The organism is Shewanella sp. AS1, assembly GCF_021412565.1.
Taxonomy (GTDB): Bacteria; Pseudomonadota; Gammaproteobacteria; order Enterobacterales; family Shewanellaceae; genus Shewanella.
Genome location: NZ_JAKCLJ010000001.1, coordinates 852789 through 873886, shown reverse-complemented (window position 1 = coordinate 873886; position 21098 = coordinate 852789). Strand labels below are relative to the sequence as shown.

The 21098-nt window shown below is 48.9% G+C and carries 18 protein-coding genes; 12 read left to right on the top strand and 6 right to left on the bottom strand.

Annotation, left to right across the window (positions count from 1 at the left end):
* The first annotated feature begins 175 nt into the window (after positions 1 to 175).
* The gene (gene cspD, locus LZP69_RS03845; protein ID WP_011865363.1) at positions 176 to 382 is read left to right on the top strand and encodes a cold shock domain-containing protein CspD; all 207 of its coding nucleotides are present in this window, start codon (positions 176 to 178) and stop codon (positions 380 to 382) included.
* A gap of 214 nt (positions 383 to 596) precedes the next feature.
* Here the strand turns inward: cspD and LZP69_RS03840 are convergent, their stop codons facing one another.
* Positions 597 to 2816, bottom strand: coding sequence for an NADP-dependent isocitrate dehydrogenase (locus LZP69_RS03840; RefSeq protein WP_234198853.1), 2220 nt, complete (start codon positions 2814 to 2816; stop codon positions 597 to 599).
* 349 nt (positions 2817 to 3165) lie between these two features.
* Between LZP69_RS03840 and LZP69_RS03835 the strand changes: the two genes are divergently transcribed.
* From LZP69_RS03835 to LZP69_RS03810, 6 genes are all read left to right on the top strand, one after another.
* Positions 3166 to 3870 (top strand): pseudouridine synthase, encoded by a 705-nt coding sequence (locus LZP69_RS03835; RefSeq protein ID WP_234198852.1) that lies wholly within the window; start codon positions 3166 to 3168, stop codon positions 3868 to 3870.
* A gap of 6 nt (positions 3871 to 3876) precedes the next feature.
* Entirely contained in the window at positions 3877 to 4371 is a 495-nt protein-coding gene (locus LZP69_RS03830) for an NUDIX hydrolase (RefSeq protein ID WP_234198851.1), read from the top strand.
* A 288-nt stretch (positions 4372 to 4659) separates the two neighbouring features.
* Positions 4660 to 5772 (top strand): tRNA 2-thiouridine(34) synthase MnmA, encoded by a 1113-nt coding sequence (gene mnmA / locus LZP69_RS03825; RefSeq protein ID WP_234198850.1) that lies wholly within the window; start codon positions 4660 to 4662, stop codon positions 5770 to 5772.
* Positions 5773 to 5818: 46 nt separating this feature from the next.
* On the top strand, positions 5819 to 6436 hold the full coding sequence (hflD, locus tag LZP69_RS03820) for a high frequency lysogenization protein HflD (RefSeq protein ID WP_234198849.1): 618 nt from the start codon (positions 5819 to 5821) through the stop codon (positions 6434 to 6436).
* Positions 6437 to 6469: 33 nt separating this feature from the next.
* Positions 6470 to 7840, top strand: coding sequence for an adenylosuccinate lyase (gene purB, locus LZP69_RS03815; RefSeq protein WP_234198848.1), 1371 nt, complete (start codon positions 6470 to 6472; stop codon positions 7838 to 7840).
* A gap of 128 nt (positions 7841 to 7968) precedes the next feature.
* Complete coding sequence (locus tag LZP69_RS03810; RefSeq protein WP_234198847.1) at positions 7969 to 9099, top strand: ribosomal protein uL16 3-hydroxylase; 1131 nt, start codon at positions 7969 to 7971, stop codon at positions 9097 to 9099.
* Positions 9100 to 9213: 114 nt separating this feature from the next.
* On the opposite strand, the gene LZP69_RS03805 is transcribed toward LZP69_RS03810, so the two are convergent.
* Positions 9214 to 9660 carry a DUF4826 family protein gene (locus tag LZP69_RS03805; protein ID WP_234198846.1) on the bottom strand — a complete coding sequence of 149 codons (447 nt, stop codon included), beginning with the start codon at positions 9658 to 9660 and terminating at the stop codon, positions 9214 to 9216.
* A 262-nt stretch (positions 9661 to 9922) separates the two neighbouring features.
* Here LZP69_RS03805 and LZP69_RS03800 point away from each other — a divergent pair, with 262 nt between their 5' ends.
* Complete coding sequence (locus tag LZP69_RS03800) at positions 9923 to 10960, top strand: Glu/Leu/Phe/Val dehydrogenase dimerization domain-containing protein (RefSeq protein WP_234198845.1); 1038 nt, start codon at positions 9923 to 9925, stop codon at positions 10958 to 10960.
* A 305-nt stretch (positions 10961 to 11265) separates the two neighbouring features.
* Complete coding sequence (locus LZP69_RS03795; protein WP_234198844.1) at positions 11266 to 11607, top strand: hypothetical protein; 342 nt, start codon at positions 11266 to 11268, stop codon at positions 11605 to 11607.
* Positions 11608 to 11674: 67 nt separating this feature from the next.
* Here the strand turns inward: LZP69_RS03795 and LZP69_RS03790 are convergent, their stop codons facing one another.
* The 4 genes from LZP69_RS03790 to ppsA all read right to left on the bottom strand — a co-directional run bounded on the left by LZP69_RS03790 (position 11675) and on the right by ppsA (position 18279).
* Entirely contained in the window at positions 11675 to 12091 is a 417-nt protein-coding gene (locus tag LZP69_RS03790; protein WP_234198843.1) for a MarR family winged helix-turn-helix transcriptional regulator, read from the bottom strand.
* A 239-nt stretch (positions 12092 to 12330) separates the two neighbouring features.
* Complete coding sequence (locus LZP69_RS16670; RefSeq protein WP_234198842.1) at positions 12331 to 12687, bottom strand: DUF1285 domain-containing protein; 357 nt, start codon at positions 12685 to 12687, stop codon at positions 12331 to 12333.
* Between the two features lie 2 nt (positions 12688 to 12689).
* A complete protein-coding gene (ydiJ, locus tag LZP69_RS03780) occupies positions 12690 to 15806 on the bottom strand; it encodes a D-2-hydroxyglutarate dehydrogenase YdiJ (RefSeq protein WP_234198841.1) in 3117 nt (1038 codons plus the stop codon).
* A gap of 103 nt (positions 15807 to 15909) precedes the next feature.
* The gene (ppsA, locus tag LZP69_RS03775) at positions 15910 to 18279 is read right to left on the bottom strand and encodes a phosphoenolpyruvate synthase (protein WP_234198840.1); all 2370 of its coding nucleotides are present in this window, start codon (positions 18277 to 18279) and stop codon (positions 15910 to 15912) included.
* Between the two features lie 126 nt (positions 18280 to 18405).
* On the opposite strand from ppsA, the gene ppsR reads away from it, so the two are divergent.
* From ppsR to LZP69_RS03760, 3 genes are all read left to right on the top strand, one after another.
* Positions 18406 to 19218: a posphoenolpyruvate synthetase regulatory kinase/phosphorylase PpsR gene (ppsR, locus tag LZP69_RS03770; RefSeq protein WP_234198839.1), complete on the top strand. Its 813-nt coding sequence runs from the start codon at positions 18406 to 18408 to the stop codon at positions 19216 to 19218.
* Positions 19219 to 19414: 196 nt separating this feature from the next.
* Positions 19415 to 20476 (top strand): 3-deoxy-7-phosphoheptulonate synthase, encoded by a 1062-nt coding sequence (locus tag LZP69_RS03765; protein WP_234198838.1) that lies wholly within the window; start codon positions 19415 to 19417, stop codon positions 20474 to 20476.
* 121 nt (positions 20477 to 20597) lie between these two features.
* Positions 20598 to 21062 (top strand): acyl-CoA thioesterase, encoded by a 465-nt coding sequence (locus LZP69_RS03760; protein ID WP_234198837.1) that lies wholly within the window; start codon positions 20598 to 20600, stop codon positions 21060 to 21062.
* Positions 21063 to 21098: the final 36 nt, after the last annotated feature.

The following is a 21098-nucleotide window of genomic DNA, read 5'->3' as shown; positions in this document are numbered from 1 at the left end:
CGTTAAAACAACCCAATTGTTCATATTTTTTAAAAAAATGTTGCTCTAATGTTAAATTTACCCTTGACATCCGCTTTTAGTGGTTTCATTCTGTTGCCTAAGCGGTGAATTTTCCCGCCTTACTTAATAGTTTTACTATCTTACTGGTCAGTAAACAACAGAAGGAAGTGGATGTATGGCAAACGGAACTGTAAAGTGGTTCAACAACGCCAAAGGATTCGGGTTTATCTGCCCTGAAGCTGGTGGTGAAGACGTTTTCGCGCACTATTCTACCATTGAAATGGAAGGCTATCGAACTCTAAAAGCAGGCCAATCCGTTCAATTTGAAGTGGAACAGGGTCCAAAAGGGATGCACGCGTCAGCGATATCACCCACCAAATAGCAGATGCCAATAACGGTGATTGGATAGCGAAAAAAGCAGAGATATCTCTGCTTTTTTTATATCTCGGTTTAGCAAAACCAATTTAATAAGCCCCAAACAAAAAGAGGAAGCATCATGCTTCCTCTTTAATTTATTTACTTGTGTTTAGTTGCTTCTTTTTATTTGCTTAGATTTGGCCGTTTCCACTTTAAGAGGATCAAACGGCCAGATCCCATCAGCTCAAGATGCTGTTTAGGGTCGCACTTGGACGCATCGCCTGCGAGGCTTTATCCAGGTCAAGCTTATAGTATCCACCTAAGTCCACAGCAGTGCCCTGAGCACCATTCAGTTCAGCTACAATCTTAGCTTCATTCTCAGTCAAAGCTGAAGCCAATGGCGCGAAATGCGCTTTAAGCTCAGCATCGCTGTCCTGAGCCGTTAACGCTTGTGCCCAGTACATGGCCAGATAGAAATGGCTGCCGCGGTTATCCAGTTCACCGACACGGCGTGAAGGAGAACGGTTTTCATCAAGGAACTGACCAATCGCTACATCGAGCGCATCAGCAAGCACCTGAGCCTTAGGATTGTGGTAATTCTGACTTAAGTGCTCGAGTGATGCACCCAATGCCAAAAACTCACCCAGTGAATCCCAGCGTAGGTGACCCTCTTTCTGCACCTGCTGCACGTGCTTAGGCGCACTGCCACCAGCACCAGTTTCAAACAGACCGCCGCCATTCATCAAAGGCACGATAGAGAGCATCTTGGCGCTGGTACCCAGCTCAAGAATGGGGAAAAGGTCGGTCAAATAGTCACGCAGCACGTTACCTGTCACAGAGATGGTATCTTGGCCTGCTTTTATGCGCTTAAGTGAGAAGCGCGTCGCTTCAACTGGCGACATGATATGAATTTCTAGGCCATTGGTATCGTGCTCTGGCAGATACTGCTTCACTTTATTGATCAGCTGCGCATCATGGGCACGATTCGCATCCAGCCAGAATACCGCTGGGGTATTAGACAAACGGGCGCGGTTAACAGCTAGCTTCACCCAGTCACGAATAGGCGCGTCTTTAACCTGGCACATTCTCCAGATATCACCCGCTTCCACTTCATGACTCAGCAGCTGATTGCCGTCGGCATCGACGACTTTAACTGTACCATCGACTGGGATCTCAAATGTCTTATCATGGCTGCCGTACTCTTCGGCTTTCTGCGCCATCAGACCAACGTTAGGCACGCTACCCATAGTGCTAGGATCGAATGCACCATTCTCTTTACAGAACTGAATCGTTTCCTGGTAAACACCGGCATAGCAACGATCTGGGATCAACGCCTTAGTGTCTTTAAGCTGACCATCTGGGCCCCACATCTGACCCGATGAACGGATAGCCGCAGGCATAGAGGCATCGATGATCACATCACTGGGTACGTGCAAGTTGGTGATGCCGCGATCTGAGTCCACCATAGCCAAGGCTGGACGCGCGGCATAAATGGCCGCGATATCGGCTTCAATCTCGGCTTGCTTCTCTGCTGGCAGGGTCGCAATTTTGGCATACACATCGCCAAAACCATTGTTCACATCCACCCCAAGCTCTTCAAACAGCTCGCCGTGCTTAGCAAACAGATCCTTATAGAAAACCTTAACAGCATGGCCAAACAGAATAGGATCAGACACCTTCATCATGGTGGCTTTCAGGTGCAGAGACAAAAGCACATCTTCCGATTTAGCCGCCGCAATTTCACGCTCAAGATAAGCAACCAAAGCCTTCTTGCTCATGGTCGATGCGTCGATCACTTCACCGGCGATTAAAGCTAGGCCTGACTTTAAGGTCTTGCTTGAACCATCTTTGCCTGTAAACAAGATATCAACAGAAGTGACTTTATCTAAGGTAACAGACTGCTCAGAACCGTAAAAATCGCCGCCATCCATATGGGCTACATGGGACTTGGAATCCCCTTTCCAGGCGCCCATTGAGTGTGGGTTTTTCTTGGCATAATTTTTAACCGACGTTGGTGCGCGACGATCTGAGTTACCTTCACGCAATACTGGGTTTACCGCACTGCCCTTCACCTTGTCATAACGAGACTTGATATCCATCTCTTTGTCAGACTTAGGCTCATCGGGATAATCTGGCAGCGCATAACCTTGCGCCTGCAGCTCTTTGATACACGCTTTTAATTGAGGAATCGAGGCACTGATGTTTGGCAGTTTGATGATATTCGCTTCAGGTTTTGTGGCTAATTCGCCCAATTCGGCCAAGGCATCGCCAATCTGCTGCTCAGGCGTTAAATACTCAGGGAAGTTGGCAATTACTCGGCCAGACAGTGAGATATCTCGGGTTTCAACACCCACACCGGCTGCAGCGGTAAAGTTTTTGATAATAGGCAGTAGAGAGAGAGTCGCGAGTGCTGGCGCTTCGTCGGTTTCGGTATAAATAATCGTTGGATTGTCGTTCATTTCATTTCCTACGTGTTTGTAAAATAAAGCGTTATAGACCTAGCTATGACCTAACTAATGGTTTTAATTGTTATTATTTTGCATGCGAAACTATCGCACTTTATAAGGGAGAGGAAACCGAGAAATACACCAAGATGAGTCGCAATCGTTAGCCCTCAGGCTACTGCGCTGATAATGTCGAATCAAAGCAACACCACCACATCTCACTTCTCAAAAACCACTCACGTTTTGCTATCGATCACATTTTATCGCCGACATCATAAATCATTCCTGACAATATTCAAATTCCACTAAGGGCGAATGCACAGTACAATGATATGAATCAAGTCCTGCAGCCAAAAGACATCCTGTGAGTACATCCAATCCCCCTAAAAAACAATCTCACTCGAGCAAACCATTCACTAAGGGCGCAGCAAGCGCAACAAGATCCCCTAAAAGGCCAACCTCAACGCCGCAGGGAAAACGATTAACCCAGCGCAAGAAACCTAAGACTGACAATCCCATCATCGTATTGTTTAACAAACCCTTTGATGTCTTATGTCAGTTCAGCGATGAGCAAGGGCGCCAAACCCTGAAGGACTTTATTCCCATTAAAGATGTGTATGCGGCCGGGCGTTTAGACAGAGACAGTGAGGGCCTGCTGCTACTGACCAATGATGGTCAGCTGCAGGCCAAGATCACCGAGCCCAAGAAAAAAACCTATAAAACCTATTGGGTACAGGTCGAAGGCGCACCTAGGGAAGATGAACTCGATGCCCTGCGCCGTGGGGTTGAATTAAAAGATGGATTAACCCTGCCGGCCAGAGTCCAGGTGATGCCTGCCCCAGCCGTCTGGGAGCGTACTCCCCCCATCAGAGAGCGCAAACAGATCCCCACCACCTGGCTCAGCATTGAGATCTGTGAGGGACGCAACAGGCAGGTGCGCCGCATGACGGCACATATAGGTTACCCTACCCTCAGATTAATTCGTTATAAAATAGGAAAATGGAGTCTGGATGGAATCGATAACGGCAAATATAAGCTGTTACCTCAAACAAGCAGACATGAGGATTAGCTGTCTATGGCCATGACCCCAAAACCTCTAAACCCAAAGCCACAAAACCAAAAGCCACGATATAAACCCAATGTCACTGTGGCCTGCGTGATGAAAAGCCAGGATAAATACCTAATGGTGGAGGAGATTATCGACGGTCAGCTAAGATATAACCAACCCGCAGGTCACCTTGAGGCCAAAGAATCCCTAATTGATGCCTGTAAACGCGAGGTGTTTGAAGAAACAGGGCTTAGGGTCGATGACCTTTCCCTCATCCGCATCTATCAGTTTCAGGCCAATCCTGAACTCGCCTTCCTGCGCTTCAGTTATTTTTGTGAACTGGACGCGCCAATCCCGCCCAAACCACAGGATAAGGCGATTCAGCGCGCCCTCTGGTTGAGCCTCGATGAGATAAAAGCCTTAGGCGCAAAGCTCAGAAGCCCCTTAGTGCTGCAGTGCATTCTCGATCAACTGTCGGGCAAAAGCTTTCCAGCCGAAATCATAGATAGCCAGTTTCTTTAGGAAAACAATTTTCATCTAATACAGCCAATAGTTCTGCACTCAAGTTAGCTACCATGAATAATGCGTGATAGAATACGCCCCCGCAGATACGGCATATCAAGCATCTGGCGCAGCTCCTATTGCTAAGCGGTGGTTAGCGACTCACTTCGCGAACTAAAGAAGCGTGTAAGTTAACGAGTGGCGGGTAATTTAACGAGTAAACTTGCGAGCCAGCACAACTCTGGGCCATCTATACTTAGCCCGCCAGACTTGGCCGTCGCACTTAATTTTTAATGGTTTAAAGGCTTTATGGCACAAATCGACTCCAATCCACAGGGTAAAAAAGTCATCGTCGGCATGTCCGGTGGTGTTGATTCATCAGTTTCTGCCTATCTGTTAATGCAACAGGGCTATCGAGTTGAAGGCCTGTTCATGAAAAACTGGGAAGAGGACGATACCGACGAGTATTGCGCCGCCGCAGAAGACTTAAAGGATGCCCAGGCCGTTTGTGACAAATTAGGCATCAAGCTGCACACGGTCAATTTTGCCGCCGAATATTGGGACAATGTGTTCGAATATTTCCTTGCCGAATATAAAGCGGGGCGCACACCCAACCCAGATATCATGTGCAATAAAGAGATCAAATTCAAAGCCTTCCTAGAGTTTGCCGATGAGATCCTCGATGCAGACTATATCGCTATGGGACACTATGTCCGTCGCAGCGATGCATCGGGCCAGAGCCAGATGTTACGCGGCCTAGATGGTAATAAAGATCAGAGCTATTTCCTCTATACCCTGAGCCATGAGCAAATAGCCCGCTCACTGTTTCCTGTCGGCGAGCTGGAAAAAAGCCAGGTCAGAGAAATTGCCAAAGAGATGGGACTTATCACCCACGATAAGAAAGACAGCACAGGGATCTGTTTTATCGGCGAGCGTAAATTTACCGATTTCCTACAGACCTTCCTGCCCGCGCAGCCAGGTAAGATCGAGACTGCCGAGGGTGAAGTCATAGGTGAACATCAAGGCTTGATGTACCACACCTTAGGTCAGCGTAAAGGCCTTGGCATAGGCGGCATGAAAAACAGCAATGACGACCCCTGGTACGTGGTCGATAAAGATCTTGAGCGTAACGTATTGGTCGTCGGTCAGGGCGGAAATCATCCCCGTCTGATGTCAGATGGCTTCTATGCCGATCAGCTGCACTGGGTCGACAGAAAAGGCCCTGCCGATGGTGCCTCAATCACAGTCAAGACCCGGTATCGCCAGCAGGATGTGCCTTGCACCCTCACCTATGAAGGCGAAGATCGTATCAAGGTGCTGTTTGAGCATCCGGTTGCGGCCGTGACCCCAGGACAATCGGCGGTGTTTTACGACGGTGAAGTCTGCCTCGGCGGCGGCATCATAGATTCACTGATAAAATAATCTCGTCGATAAAATAGAACTGAATAACAGAGTAAGAGAGTAACACGTGAACCAAGCTATCATAGACAGAACCATGGCCTTTGCCGGGATCTTGCAGGCCATAGCCCAAGTGCAACGCGTTGCCAGACATGGCCAGGGTGACACTGATGCCCTGGCTGCCAGTCTCAATAGCATTTTAGTGACCAATCCCGACAATACCAGCGACGTCTATCGCGACAAGGCCGCCCTGAATCAGGGCTACCAGCTTATCGTGAATCAGCTGGGTGACGATAAACAAAAAGATGTCGAGATCACTCGCTACCTGATTGGCATTCTCGCCCTCGAGCGTAAGCTGTCCCGCTCATCCAGCGCCCTTGGCATGCTAGCCGAGCGCATCAATCAAGTGCATCGCCAGTTACACCATTTTGCCATTACCGACGATCAGGTGATCGCCAACTTTGCCGGCATCTACAGCGATATTATCAGCGAGCTCGGGCCCAAGATTCAGATCTCAGGTAATCCCGAATTTTTAAAGCAGACATTAGTACAACAAAAGATCCGTGCCCTGCTGCTGGCGGCTATGCGCAGCGCAGTGCTCTGGCGTCAGTTAGGGGGCAAGCGTAGACACCTTGTCTTCTCACGTAAATCCATTGTCGATGTCGCAAATAACAGTCTGACCCTATAAACCAATAAGATAAGTTCATTAAAGGAGCTTCTAATGGAACTTTCCGCACTAACTGCTATCTCTCCGGTAGACGGTCGTTATGGTAGTAAAACCGCCTCATTAAGAGGGATTTTCAGCGAGTACGGCCTGACCAAATACCGTGTTCAAGTCGAAATTAACTGGTTAAAACTGCTTTCCAGCTGCCCAGAAATTGAAGAAGTTCCGCCTTTTAGCGAAGAGGCTTTAGCCCTACTCGACCAGATTAAAGATAACTTCAATGAAGCCGATGCCCTGCGGGTAAAAACCATCGAAGCCACCACCAACCACGACGTGAAAGCCGTTGAATACTTTATCAAAGAGAAGATCGCAGACAACGCAGAACTCAACGCTATCGGCGAGTTTGTGCACTTTGCTTGTACCTCAGAAGATATCAACAACCTGTCTCATGGCCTGATGTTGATCGAAGCCCGCGAGCAGGTCTTGGTTCCCTACTGCCAGCAGATCCTCGATGCGGTGAAAAAACTCGCCGTGGAGTACAAGTCTGTCCCTCTGATGTCACGCACCCACGGCCAACCTGCATCACCTTCTACCTTAGGTAAAGAGATGGCCAACGTGGCCGTGCGTCTCGAGCGCCAGCTAAAGCAGATCCAGGCAGTCGAGATCATGGGCAAGATCAACGGCGCCGTGGGCAACTACAACGCCCACCTGTCGGCTTACCCTGAAGTGGACTGGCATACCCTGTCACAGCGTTTTGTCACCAGCCTAGGTCTGAACTGGAACCCATACACCACTCAGATTGAGCCACACGACTATATCGCCGAGCTGTTCGATGCCGTTGCCCGTTTCAACACTGTCCTGATCGACTTTGACCGTGACATCTGGGGTTATATCGCCCTGGGTCACTTCAAGCAGAAAACCGTTGCTGGTGAAATTGGCTCATCGACCATGCCACACAAGGTTAACCCAATCGACTTTGAAAACTCAGAGGGTAACTTAGGCATAGCCAACGCCCTGATGCAGCACCTGGCGTCAAAACTGCCCGTCTCTCGCTGGCAGCGTGACCTGACCGACTCCACTGTACTGCGTAACTTAGGTGTGGGCATGGCACACGCCCTGATCGCTTACCAGGCTACCCTGAAAGGGATCAGCAAGTTAGAGGTGAACGAAACTCACCTACGCGCCGAGCTGGATCAAAACTGGGAAGTGTTGGCCGAGCCAGTGCAGACAGTAATGCGCCGCTACGGCATCGAAAAGCCCTATGAGAAGCTCAAAGAGCTGACTCGCGGTAAGCGTATCGACGGTGAGCAATTAGCCCTGTTCATCGATAGCCTTGAACTGCCAAGCGAAGTCAAAGTTGAGCTGAAGAAGATGACGCCGGCAAACTATATCGGCCGCGCCGAAGCCTTCGTAGACGAGCTGAAATAAGTCAGCTTGAAAGCATAAAATGCGTTAAGGCGGTAAGTCACACTTACCGCCTTTATTATTTCTGCTTATACTGCTTACTGATACAAAATCTTCCCGCTTTCGCACTGCAACTTTTGAGATATCTAGCTATGTATACTCCGGATTTCGACCCACAGGCTTTTTTACAGCAGCACTGGCAAAAACAGCCTGTGGTGCTCAAAGGGGCATTTAAGCGCTTTGAAGATCCTATCTCGCCGGAGGAACTGGCGGGGCTTGCCTGTGAAGAGGAGATAGCATCACGCATAGTGCTGACCCAAAAGGATAACTGGAAAATCATCCAGGGACCGATTGAAGACTACGCCCCCTTTGGTGAAACGAACTGGCAGCTGCTGGTGCAGGCAGTTAACCATTGGTATCCCGACTCTCAGCCTTTAGTTGACGCCTTTCGCTTTATTCCCGACTGGCGTTTTGATGATCTAATGGTGTCATTTGCCACACCAGGCGGTGGCGTCGGCCCCCATATAGATAACTATGATGTGTTTCTCCTGCAAGGCAGTGGCAAGCGCCGCTGGAAGGTAGGACCTCAGGGGCACTATTCACCAAGAGGCGGCGATACACACACAGCCCTGATTGATGATTTCGAGCCCATTATCGATGTCGTGCTCGAACAGGGAGACATGCTCTATATTCCCCCTGGATTCCCTCACAGAGGCGAAACCATAGAGACAGCGCTGAGTTATTCCATAGGTTTTCGTGCGCCGAGCCAGCAGGAGCTGATAAGCAGCATTGCCGATCACCTTATCGACACTAACACAGGCCTGACACGTTTCATGTCAACCTCTGAGCCAAGCAATCCTGGACTGGTATCTAGCGAGCAGCAGCAAGGTATGCTCAAGCTATTGCAAAGCTTACTGAGCGAGCCTGAGCACTATCAGGCCGTCTTAGGCCAACTGCTCAGCCAGAATCGTTTCGAGTTGGATTTGTGCGAGAGTGACGAGGAAGCTCATACCCCTCAGGAGCTTATCGAGGCATTTGAAGAGGGAGCGCAGCTGTTACGCATAGGCGGGCTGAAAGTGCTCTGCCTTGAGCAAGATAATCACAAGCGGTTATTTATCAATGGCGAGACTTACAGCTTCGAGAACACTGAACTGTCGACCTTAGAACTATTGGCTGAGCAGATCCTGTTTGACGATAAAGCGGCACTCAACCTCTGCCAGCAAAAGGAAGTGTGTGACTATTTTGTTTGGCTTATCAATCGCGGCTACGCCTACCTTGCTTAACTTTCAAGACCCATAAACGCTCAGGACTCATAAAGGTTCAAGACTCATAAACAGAAAAACAAAAAAGCCGCTTTAGTTAACTAAAGCGGCTTTTTGATTGAGTAACGGGTGAGATTATGACTCGCGCCACAACTTATCGTCGCCATGAATTTGGTACAGACTCTCGGCGCGGGAAACCAGAAGCTGAGCAAACTTAGCTTGGGTTGGATCTTGCGTCGCACCAGATTGCACCAGATTTTCTGCCTTTAGCTGCCACATCATAGAGAAATGACGCAGAGCCTCACGGGCGGTCGCGGCAACATTCACATCCACATAATCTGTCGGCAGATCGCCAGACATCACCCAGAAGGTCTGCGCTTTAGGCTGTTTAGATTCAATCTTCCAGATCGCTAACAGAGGCGCCAGATAACGGCACTCTTGCTGGATCACTTTGCTTGGGATCACCCCTTTTTCGGCAAGAAAACGATTCGCCTTTTGAAAATGTTCCTTCACCCATTCCTGGGTGCGGGCTTCAATCTCTTCAGCAGAAAGCTGAACCTGTTCAGATACTTGTTCTGTCATACTAGTTCCCATTTGTTATCATGCTTTTGTGATTTCAATTTTATTCTTATTTACAGCAACTTAGCTTGACCTTACCGATTGACATTACGTTAACGTAAAGTGGAAAGCAAAATTGCCACAGAGATCACAACTAAAACTCAACTTCACTTTGTTGAGAGTATCGCTAAATGTTATCGTTCTGCAATAAGTATAACAAGCATAGATCAAGCAAATTTGCCCTATGCGCTTACATTCCAACACATCCCAAGCGGAGAACTCTGAAGTGGCAGTATTCAATCACATCTCATTTGACGACCATGAACAGGTCGTATTTTGTCATGACCAGGAAAGTGGCTTACGTGCAATTATTGCAATCCACAACACTAACCTTGGCCCTGCCGTTGGCGGGTGCAGAATGTGGAATTATGAATCAGATGACGCAGCCTTAACAGACGTGCTGCGTCTTTCCCGTGGTATGACCTACAAGAACGCTCTCGCGGGATTAACCATGGGCGGCGGTAAATCTGTGATCATCGCCGATCCAAAAACCCAAGATCGTGAAGCCCTGTTCAGAGCTTTTGGCCGTTGCATCAACAGCTTAGGCGGCAAATATTATTCCGCTGAAGATGTAGGCGTATCGACTGCAGATATCATGATTGCCCATCAAGAAACCCCTTATATGGCCGGTCTGGAAGGCAAGAGCGGCGATCCATCACCATTCACCGCACTAGGTACCTACCTGGGTATCAAAGCCGCGGTAAAACATCAGCGCGGTCTGGATAGCCTTAAAGGGCTAAAAATCGCCGTTCAGGGCGTTGGCCATGTGGGTTACTACCTGTGCCGTCATCTGCACGCTGAAGGCGCCGAGCTTATCGTTACCGATATTCATCAAGAGTCACTGGACAGAGTCGCCAATGAATTTGGCGCTATTGTTGTCGCGCCTCAGGATATTTATCACCAAGATGTCGATGTCTATGCGCCTTGTGCACTGGGTGCCACGATCAATGACACCACGATTCCTCTGTTAAAGGCCACTATCGTTGCTGGTTGTGCCAATAATCAGCTCGCCGAAGCGCGTCACGGTGAAAAGCTCAAAGAGCTGGGTATCCTTTATGCTCCTGACTATGTGATTAACGCTGGCGGCATCATCAATGTCTCGTTTGAAAGCAACTATGATGAAGCAGCTTCAAGAGCCAAAGTCGAAGAGATCTACAACACACTGACTCGCATCTTTAGCCTGTCTGACGAGCAGAATCGCACCACGGCCGATGTTGCCGATGAGATGGCGCGCGCAATCATTAACGGTAAACCAGGCCTGTAATTAATTTCGTTAATTGCAAGCAGACAAAAAAGCCACCAGCATATTGGTGGCTTTTTTATTTCAGAATAAATATCTGATATATAAAACTTATTTATTAACACGATTCATTAACATTAAACCTGCCAAAACACGGCCTATTCATACAAACCAAGATAAAGCCTAGCCCCATTTCCTAAGCAAAAATAAATTTCCTGCCCCGCCAACAAGATAAAATGAATACACCAATTATTCATAAAAGCGTACTGGAAAATGTCATATTCCTCTGCTTGAATTAAAACCCCATTGAGCAGTGGATGGACGTAAAAATGATATGCTTTAAACATGATTTTAATCAGGATCTCGTCGAACTAAGAGCCAGCGATTGGTGTGGACTGGAGCAGGTGTTTGTCAACGGCAAGCGGGTTTCGCGCAAACTGAATTTTGGCCCCAAGAGTGAGCATCAGATAAAACTGCACGATGGTGATCCCTGCAAGTTTCAGCTGTTTATCGATCCCAGCAGCGAACAGATGATCTGCCGTATCTATAAACAAAACCGCCTGATCACCAGTATCAAACAGGGAAAACAGAACCTGATGCAAAGTCGGCAAGTGTTCAGCATCTCTGTGCTGCTAGCCGTCACTGTGTCATTGGGTTTGCTGGTACTCTGAGCCAGCCTGAATGAACCGAGTTCGTCGTCAGAAACGGTTTTCTGATTGACGTAAACAGCAGAAAAATTTAAGACAAGCGATTGATTTTATTTAGTAGTTTAATAAATACCTGCGCTTCTTCATCGGTTAGACTCACTAAGAAGTGCTCATTTACCCGCTCAGCTTCCCGAATTAAATCTTGCTCCAGTGCTTTAGCGTTATCGGTAAGAAAGATTTGAAAAGCACGACGATTGTCGGCTTCTTGATGACGTGTGATCAGACCCCTAACCTGAAGCAGATCGAGTAACCGCGTCATAGTATAATTGGCCACATCACAGCGTTTAGAGAGCTCAGTCTGAGTGATCCCCTCCTCTTGCCACAATGCAAACAGCACAGGCCATAATCGAATATCTAGCTCATAGCGTTTCAGGCGCTCATCCAACGCCTTTTGCAGATCGATATTAAGATGAGATACCAGATACCCCAAACTCTCATAATGCTTCAATCGGCACCTCCAAAATCCAAGGCTGTAAATTAATACTACCACTTGGTCTTAAAGAAACTAGGGCTAAAGCCAACTAAATTTGCTGAGAAAAACCAATCTTCTTAGCAAATAACAACTTAGGCTAGATGATTATTATGAGCCAGTCATTTATTCATCGTCCGAAGCAAGAAACTGCTCGATAAAACGGTAGTAAGCCGCCCGGTCAAGTTTTGCCCACAAACCCCGTTCCAGTAGCACCACTACGCCTGTTCCTCAATCTGAAAACAGGTAAAGTCCGCCGCGTTAAAGTCAGCCCCTATAGATGTGCTGAGGGACAACTCACCGCTTTCCAATAACTCATAGTCCACAACCAGCAGCGGTGAGTCGCTCACCTCAACCAGGCATTTCTCCACAGGGGTGATCAGATAATATTGTCCGTCTATGCAGTGCAGAATCGAGCAAAAAAGTCGGCAAAACTTTTCAGGCAATCGCCCCTGCCGATAGAGCCACTCGCCCTTAGCATCGATGAAAAATAACGGTTTGTCGCTGCATAGCTCTGCCCCTTGGGTCAAACTATGCAGCTGCGTCTGTGCATCCTGGGAGGGGTTTTCAGTCACAATCACCTCCTATTCTCAAGCAGAGACAAGAGTGCCTGCAGCGGATGCTTAGGCTTAAAACCACCGAAACGTTTCACCTGACTGCGACAGGAATAGCCCGAGATTAAGATCTGCTCCGAAGGCAACTGTTTAATCGCTTGATCCCAAGACATATCAAACAATGCCTTAGAGCGCTCATGGTTTTCACTCTCATGGCCATAGGTGCCCGCCATACCACAGCAGCCCAGATTCACTGTATCTAGGCTCGCACCAAAGTGGGCGAAAATAGCCTGCCACTCTTTAGACGTATTGGGCTTAGCCGTGGATTCAGTGCAGTGACTAAACCAGGTAAAAGCTTTATCTGTTTGCGATAAAGGCTCACGTTCGCCAATCACCTTAAGCAGCCATTCGTTCGCCAGCTGCACATGGAACTCGCCGCGCTCATCTCCGAGCACCTCTTTATATTCATCGCGATAACAGAGCACCATGGCGGGATCCACCCCCACCATAGGCATGCCCAAAGCAAACACCTGATTGAGAAAATCCGCACTGGATTTGGCCGTCTTAGCAAACTTATCGAGAAAACCTTTGATATGAATAGGTTTACCGTTAGGTTTAAAAGGCAGCAGTACCGGCTTCAACCCCAGCTGCTCGATAAGACGAATAAAGTGATACACAGTATCCGCCTCGTAGTAACTGTTAAAAGGATCTTGTACCACAAGCACATATTGATGGCGCTCACCTTGCGGGATCTGCTGCAATGAGAGCAAGTCATAGCCGCGGCAGGCATGATTCTCTAGACGCTGTTTCAGGGTCGGCACAGACAGAGCCGGCGCATCCACATAACCTAAAGACTGCTTGATCACCCATTTGCTCAGACTATTCTGCGACACAGCATTGGTCACCTTGGGCATCATGGCCATCAGAGGTAAGGAATCTTCGATGCCCGCCACCAGATAATCTTTCATCGGCCGCAGATAACGCTGATAGTAGATATTAAAGAACTGGGCACGAAACTTAGGCACATCCACCTTCACAGGACATTGGGAGCTACAAGCCTTACAGGCCAGACACCCCTTGAGTGACTCCATCACTTCATGGGAGTAATCATACTCTTTCTGTTTCTTAAAGCTGTTTTGCGCTCGTTGCAGCAGGCCTAGCGGTTTCGCCTTGGCCAGCGCGTTCACATCGACCCCTTCGTTTTCCAACAAACGCAGCCATTCACGCATCAAGCCGGCGCGGCCCTTAGGCGATTGCACCCTGTCCCCTGTCACCTTGAACGACGGACACATGGGCGAATAAACGCTGTAATTAAAACACAAACCATTGCCGTTACAGTTCATCACATCGGGAAAAGCCTCGCGGGTATTGACAGGGATCTGACGGTCGAATGCGCCGCGCTTGATGCTGTCGACATTGTATTGCAGGTCGCCGCTGTTTTTCGGCGCCACCAGCTTACCCGGGTTGAGCTTATTGAGCGGATCGAACAGGCCTTTGACCTCCTCTAACAGGCCGAATAACTTGTCGCCAAACACAGAGGGACCATATTCACCGCGCACCCCTTTGCCATGCTCACCCCACATCAGGCCGCCATATTTAAGGGTGAGCGCCGCCACCTGATCCGACACGGTTTTTAGCAGGCGTTCATCATTGAGATCGCACATATCCAAGGCGGGGCGCACGTGCAACACCCCTGCATCCACATGACCAAACATGCCATATTGCAGTTTATGGCTGTCGAGCAGCGCACGAAACTCCATAATATAGTCGGCCAGTTTCTCCGGCGGCACCGCAGTATCCTCGGCAAAGGCGATGGGTTTTCGGCTGCCTTTGGTTGCGCCTAGCAGGCCCACCGCCTTCTTGCGCATGGCGTAGATAGTATTGATTGAGGCGGCATCTGAGGTTACCTGATAACCCAGCACACCGCTCTGCCCTGCTTTATCCTCTATTCCGGCCCCTTCTGCTGATTGTGTCTGTGCCATCTGCATATCCAGCATCTGACACAAGGCCTGTAGTTTCTGCTCTACCTCATCACTCTCGCCGGCAAATTCCACCATATTCAGGCCATCGATAACTTTACCTGGCACCTCTTCAATCAGGCTGTCGACCGAATGCCAGATGATGTCCTGCTTGGCTAAATTAAGGACTTTTGAATCTATGGTCTCCACCACAGTGGCATTAGCCTTGACCAGATCCGGCGCATGGCGCAGCGCCGATTGAAACGAGTCATACTTGATATTGACCATAGTACGCGTGGCTGGCAGGCGGGTAATATCCAGCTTGGCCTCGGTGACCACAGCCAAAGTGCCTTCCGAGCCGGTAATAATGCGCGACAGGTTGAATTCATCGAGCGTGTCGTTCCAAACATTTTTCAGATCGTATCCGGTCAGAAAACGATTCAGCTTTGGAAAACGAGCCTCGACTTCATCGCGATTCTCCAGGGTCAGCCTAGCAACGTCCCTCTGCAACTGCTCGGCTAGCGTCAGAGCATTGCCCTGCTCAAGTTCCCTTTGCTCCAATTCCCTTTGCTCCAACTCCCTTAGCGCCTGCTTACCCATTGGGCCGGTTTCCAGTACGCTGCCATCGTATAAAATACTGGTCAGTTCCAGCACATGATCTGAGGTTTTACCATAGACCAAGGAGCCCGCCCCCGAAGCATCTGTGTTGATCATCCCGCCTAATGTGGCGCGGTTAGAGGTGGACAAATCCGGGCTAAAAAAGTAGCCGTGGGGTTTTAATGCATCGTTAAGCGCATCTTTAACCACACCCGCTTCGACTCTCACCCAGCCCTTTTCGGCATTGACCTCAAGTACCCGGTTCATATAGCGCGACAAGTCCAGCACTAAGCCGTGAGTTAACGACTGGCCGTTAGTGCCTGTGCCGCCGCCACGGGCGCTGAACACGACTGTTTCAAACTCAGGCTTAGCCGCCAATTTGAGCGCGATTCGCACATCGGTTTGATTTCGCGGATACAGTACCGCTTGAGGTAAGAACTGATAGACAGAGTTATCGGTCGCCTGAGCCAGGCGCGCGCTATAGCGCTTATCTATATCGCCAGTAAAGCCACTACTGGCCAAAGTATCAAGAAATTCAAGGTATACAGGCTCAAGGGTGTGTTGATGGGATAACTTTGGCAGCATGGCGTTGTCTATTGGTTAAAAATTTGTTGTGCCATTATAAACAAAAAAAAGCCGCTAAAAAGCGGCTTTTATCAATTATCGCGTTCGCTTAACAGAAGATAAATTAAGCGTGTTGCTCACCTAGGTATAACCAGGTATCGATAACGGTATCAGGGTTAAGTGATACTGTATCTATGCCCTGCTCTACCAACCAGGCAGCGAAGTCGGCGTGATCTGAAGGGCCTTGACCACAGATGCCTACATAGGCGCCCTTGGCTTTCGCCGATTTAATCGCCATCGCCAGCAGAGCTTTAACCGCAGGGTTACGCTCATCGAACAGGTGGCTGATGATGCCTGAGTCACGGTCCAGACCTAAGGTCAACTGAGTCAAATCGTTCGAACCGATTGAGAAACCATCGAAAATCTCGAGGAACTGATCGGCCAGCAGTGCGTTTGAAGGCAGCTCACACATCATGATGACGCGCAGACCATCTTTACCACGCTCAAGACCTTGCTCTTTAAGCAGTTCGATAACTTGACGACCCTCTTCCAGGGTACGAACGAATGGGATCATAATCTCAACGTTCGTCAGCCCCATCTCACCACGAACACGTTTAATCGCTTCACACTCTAAAGCGAAACAGTCACGGAAAGACTCAGAAATATAACGACTGGCACCACGGAAGCCAAGCATTGGGTTCTCTTCTTCTGGCTCGTAGCGATCGCCACCCACTAGGTTAGCGTACTCGTTAGACTTGAAGTCTGACATACGGACGATCACTTTCTTCGGATGGAAGGCTGAAGCGATAGTCGCGATACCTTCGACCAGACGCGCCACATAGTATTCTACTGGTGACTCGTAACCGGCGATCATCTCTGTGATCTCTTCCTGCAGCTCAGGGGTTTGATCATCAAACTCAAGCAGGGCTTTAGGGTGAATACCTATCATGCGGTTGATGATGAACTCAAGACGGGCCAGACCCACACCTTCATTAGGCAGACGGGCAAAGTCGAATGCTCTGTCTGGGTTACCTACGTTCATCATGATCTTCATTGGCAGTTCAGGCATGGCATCAACGCGAGATGACATCACATTGAACTCCTGAATACCTTCGTAGATATAACCTGTGTCACCTTCGGCGCAGGAGACAGTCACAGCCTGACCATGTTTGATCTTATCTGTGATATCACCACAACCCACGACGGCAGGCACACCCAGTTCACGGGCGATAATCGCCGCGTGACAGGTACGGCCACCACGGTTGGTCACGATGGCGCTAGCGCGCTTCATGATAGGTTCCCAATCCGGGTCAGTCATATCGGTAACCAGAACATCGCCTTCTTGGATCTGATCCATATCGTCAATAGAGGCCAGCACTTTTGCCACACCACTACCAATTTTATGACCAATGGCGCGACCTTCACCAATCACATCGCCCTTAGTTTGCAGATGATAACGCTCGATTAACTGTACATCTTCGCGAGAACGCACGGTTTCTGGACGCGCCTGAACGATATAGAGTCTGCCATCGTTACCGTCTTTAGCCCACTCGATGTCCATCGGACGACCATAGTGCTTCTCGATGACCATAGCCTGCTTAGCCAGCTCCATCACCTCTTCATCGCTGATAGAGAAAGTGCGGCGCATCTCGACTGATACATCTTCAATCTTCACCTGCTTACCATGACTCAAGTCGTCAGAGTAAACCATCTGGATCAACTTGCTGCCAATGTTGCGGCGAACAACGGCTTTGTGACCAGCCACCAGGCTTGGCTTGTGCACATAAAATTCATCAGGGTTAACCGCGCCCTGTACCACCATTTCACCAAGGCCGAAGGATGAAGTGATAAACACTACATCATTGTTACCTGACTCAGTATCCATGGTAAACATCACACCTGAAGCGGCGGTATCAGAACGAACCATACGCTGTACGCCAGCAGAAAGCGCAACGCCTTTGTGATCGTATCCTTGGTGCACACGGTATGAGATAGCTCTGTCGTTAAACAGTGACGCAAATACGTGTTTAATCGCTACCAGTACCGCATCGAAGCCTTTCACGTTAAGGAAGGTTTCCTGCTGACCGGCAAAAGAGGCATCTGGCATATCTTCGGCGGTTGCAGAGGAGCGTACGGCGAAAGAAGCGTCTTGAGTTTCTGAGGCAAGCTTGTCGTAAGACTCACGGACAACTTGCTCGAATTCTGGATGGAATGGGGTATCGATAACCCACTGTCTGATCTGTGCACCAGCGGTAGCGAGTGCATTCACATCATCAACATCTAGAGAATCTAGAGTTTCGTATATCTTCTGGTTAAGTCCACTTTGTTCAAGAAATTCATTAAACGCAAAGGAGGTAGTAGCAAAGCCACCAGGTACCTGAACACCTGCATTGGCTAGATTACTGATCATCTCCCCAAGAGAAGCGTTTTTACCGCCTACCTTGTTTACGTCACCCATACCTAGTTCTTGATACCAGAGTACATATTGCTGCACAGTTCTATCTCCGCAAGTTTTATTTGAGTGTGGCTCTTCACACGAGAGCAGCGGCATTTTACACTCCACAGCAAGGCGCGTAAATGTATAATTTTATTTGTAATTTTATTACTACAAGAGGTCAGAATGTCACGAAAAGTCTTTTACATTTCAGATGGGACGGCGATCACAGCTGAGGTATTCGGCCATGCAGTGCTATCTCAATTTCCAGTTGAGTTTGAGGCACTTACCATTCCTTTTGTGGAAACGGTTAAAAAAGCTCAGTCGGTAAAAAAACAAATAAATGATTGTTTTATTACAACAGGCGAACGACCACTGGTTTTTCATTCCATAGTGAAACCCGAGATTAGGGATATCATCTACAGCAGCGAGTGTATTGACTATGATTTTCTGAATACTTTCGTCGCGCCACTGGAAGAACAGCTGGGAATGAAAGCCGTGCCCGTCACCCACAGAACCCATGGTAAAGCCAACCACAGTTATGAGGCGCGCATCAATGCCATTAACTATGCCATGGAAAATGACGATGGTCAGACGCTGAAATATATCGATCAGGCCGATATCGTGCTGCTCGGCGTATCACGCTGTGGCAAAACCCCCAGCAGCCTCTATCTGTCGATGCAATTTGGTATAAAGGCAGCAAACTATCCCTTCATCGAGGAAGACATGGATAACCTCAAACTGCCAGAGGTGCTGAAGAAAAATAAATCGAAACTGTTTGGCCTGACTATCGATCCGGTGCGCCTGCATGAAATTCGCCAGAGCCGCATGGAAAACAGTCGTTACTCCTCCTTAAGACAGTGCCGTATCGAAGTCAAAGAGGTGGAGATGATGTATAAGCGTGAACGCATCCCCTATGTGAACACCACCAATCATTCGGTAGAAGAGATAGCTACCAAAATTCTGGAGCGAACCGGACTGGAACGCCACATGTTTTAATTGCCGCTAACAAAGCTAGCTTGCACTTAGCTTACTGGGTGAGATGGCCAAATTAAGCTAAATCGGGATCTCATTTCGCTACACAGGCGCCTAAATTTCACCAAGTTTCACCATTTAGGCACTGTGATCGCGGCAACTATTCGTTATAATCCTGAGCATTAAGGCTAAATGCCAAGACAAACGCTCGGTATATTGAATGACCATTAAAACAGACGAACTCCGTACAACCCTATTATGTAAGGCCATTTCACCTGCAAAGCTCGCATCTGAATACCCGCTTACCCAAGATGCCGCCGATTACTTAGTTCAGCAACGCCGTGAGGTGGAAGCGATTTTACAAGGCGATGATCAACGCCTGTTAGTGATTATCGGCCCCTGTTCAATTCATGATACCCAAGCCGCCATCGATTACGCCAAACGTCTGGCTGTACTGCATCAGGAACTCAAAGATGACCTCTGTATCCTGATGCGGGTCTATTTTGAAAAACCTCGTACCACAGTGGGCTGGAAGGGTCTTATCTCAGATCCCGATCTGGATGGCAGCTTCAATGCCAATAAAGGGCTACGTCTGGCGCGTCACCTATTGCAGCAGATCACTGAACTCAAACTGCCGATTGCCACCGAGTTTCTCGATATGGTCAATGGTCAATATATTGCCGATTTGATCACCTGGGGCGCGGTCGGTGCCCGCACTACAGAGAGTCAGATCCACCGTGAGATGGCATCAGCCCTCTCCTGCCCCGTCGGCTTTAAAAATGGCACAGACGGCAATATCAATATCGCCATTGATGCGGTGCGCGCCGCCAAAGAGCCGCACATCTTCTACTCACCCGATAAAGATGGCGCCATGGCCGTTTACCGCACCAGTGGTAATCCATTTGGTCACATCATACTGCGTGGCGGCAAGCAGCCGAACTACTGTGAAAAGGATGTTCAGGCGGCAGCGGCACAACTGAAAGATGTGGGTTTATCACACCGTATGGTGATCGATTTTAGCCATGGCAACAGCCAGAAACAGCATCTGCGCCAGCTTGAGGTAGCCAAGGATATTATCGGCCAGATGGAACAAGGTTCCACCGCCATAGCCGGGATCATGGCAGAAAGCTTTATCGAAGAAGGCAACCAGAAAGTCATACAAAATAAGCCTCTTACCTATGGTAAAAGCATCACAGATGCCTGCCTGAACTGGCAGGACTCTGAAAAGTTACTGCGGGATCTGGCCAAGGCTGCAAGAGCACGCATCAATAAACTCGCCTAATACATAAGCAAGTAAAATGACACTGTTAGGCTCCAGTCATGGAGCCTAATGTTATCTCTGTACCCAAAAGGAAGTCGCAACCCTACTGGCACTTCCTACGCGAATCGATTTAAGGTCACACATGTTACAAGAAACCACCCCTGCGTCCCAAGGGCAAGCCGTTTGCCTGAGCCACTCACACCCGAACGATACCGACGCCATCAGAGTGCGCATCGCTCAATCTGAGGCGCGGGTCATTAAAGCCATCTTTCCCTCAATAACCAATCACCACAACACCCTATTTGGTGGTGAAGCCCTGGCATGGATGGATGAAACCGCCTTTATCGCCGCGACCCGTTTTTGCCGTAAAGCCCTGGTGACTGTTAGCTCAGACAGGATTGACTTCAATAAGGCCATTCCTGCCGGTACCTTAGCTGAGATCATCGCTAAGGTGATCCATGTGGGCAACACCTCCCTTAAGGTCGAGGTGAATATCTATGTCGAGGATATGTATCAAGATCAGCGCGAGCATGCCATTCGCGGGGTTTTCACCTTTGTGGCGGTGGATGACAATCGTAAACCCACCAAAGTTTGGCCGCTGAGCTAAAGCCAGGCCACTAGGTTAGAGTCTGGCCGATGGGCT

What these genes read in the sequence shown, in the direction of transcription:
- LZP69_RS03760 (WP_234198837.1), top strand. Translation starts at nt 20,598, where the DNA reads ATGTTACAAGAAACCACCCCTGCGTCCCAAGGGCAAGCCGTTTGCCTG.
- cspD (WP_011865363.1), top strand. Translation starts at nt 176, where the DNA reads ATGGCAAACGGAACTGTAAAGTGGTTCAACAACGCCAAAGGATTCGGG.
- LZP69_RS03840 (WP_234198853.1), bottom strand. Translation starts at nt 2,816, where the DNA reads ATGAACGACAATCCAACGATTATTTATACCGAAACCGACGAAGCGCCA.
- LZP69_RS03810 (WP_234198847.1), top strand. Translation starts at nt 7,969, where the DNA reads ATGTATACTCCGGATTTCGACCCACAGGCTTTTTTACAGCAGCACTGG.
- LZP69_RS03765 (WP_234198838.1), top strand. Translation starts at nt 19,415, where the DNA reads ATGACCATTAAAACAGACGAACTCCGTACAACCCTATTATGTAAGGCC.
- ppsR (WP_234198839.1), top strand. Translation starts at nt 18,406, where the DNA reads ATGTCACGAAAAGTCTTTTACATTTCAGATGGGACGGCGATCACAGCT.
- purB (WP_234198848.1), top strand. Translation starts at nt 6,470, where the DNA reads ATGGAACTTTCCGCACTAACTGCTATCTCTCCGGTAGACGGTCGTTAT.
- LZP69_RS03830 (WP_234198851.1), top strand. Translation starts at nt 3,877, where the DNA reads ATGGCCATGACCCCAAAACCTCTAAACCCAAAGCCACAAAACCAAAAG.
- mnmA (WP_234198850.1), top strand. Translation starts at nt 4,660, where the DNA reads ATGGCACAAATCGACTCCAATCCACAGGGTAAAAAAGTCATCGTCGGC.
- LZP69_RS03805 (WP_234198846.1), bottom strand. Translation starts at nt 9,660, where the DNA reads ATGACAGAACAAGTATCTGAACAGGTTCAGCTTTCTGCTGAAGAGATT.
- ydiJ (WP_234198841.1), bottom strand. Translation starts at nt 15,806, where the DNA reads ATGCTGCCAAAGTTATCCCATCAACACACCCTTGAGCCTGTATACCTT.
- LZP69_RS03795 (WP_234198844.1), top strand. Translation starts at nt 11,266, where the DNA reads ATGATATGCTTTAAACATGATTTTAATCAGGATCTCGTCGAACTAAGA.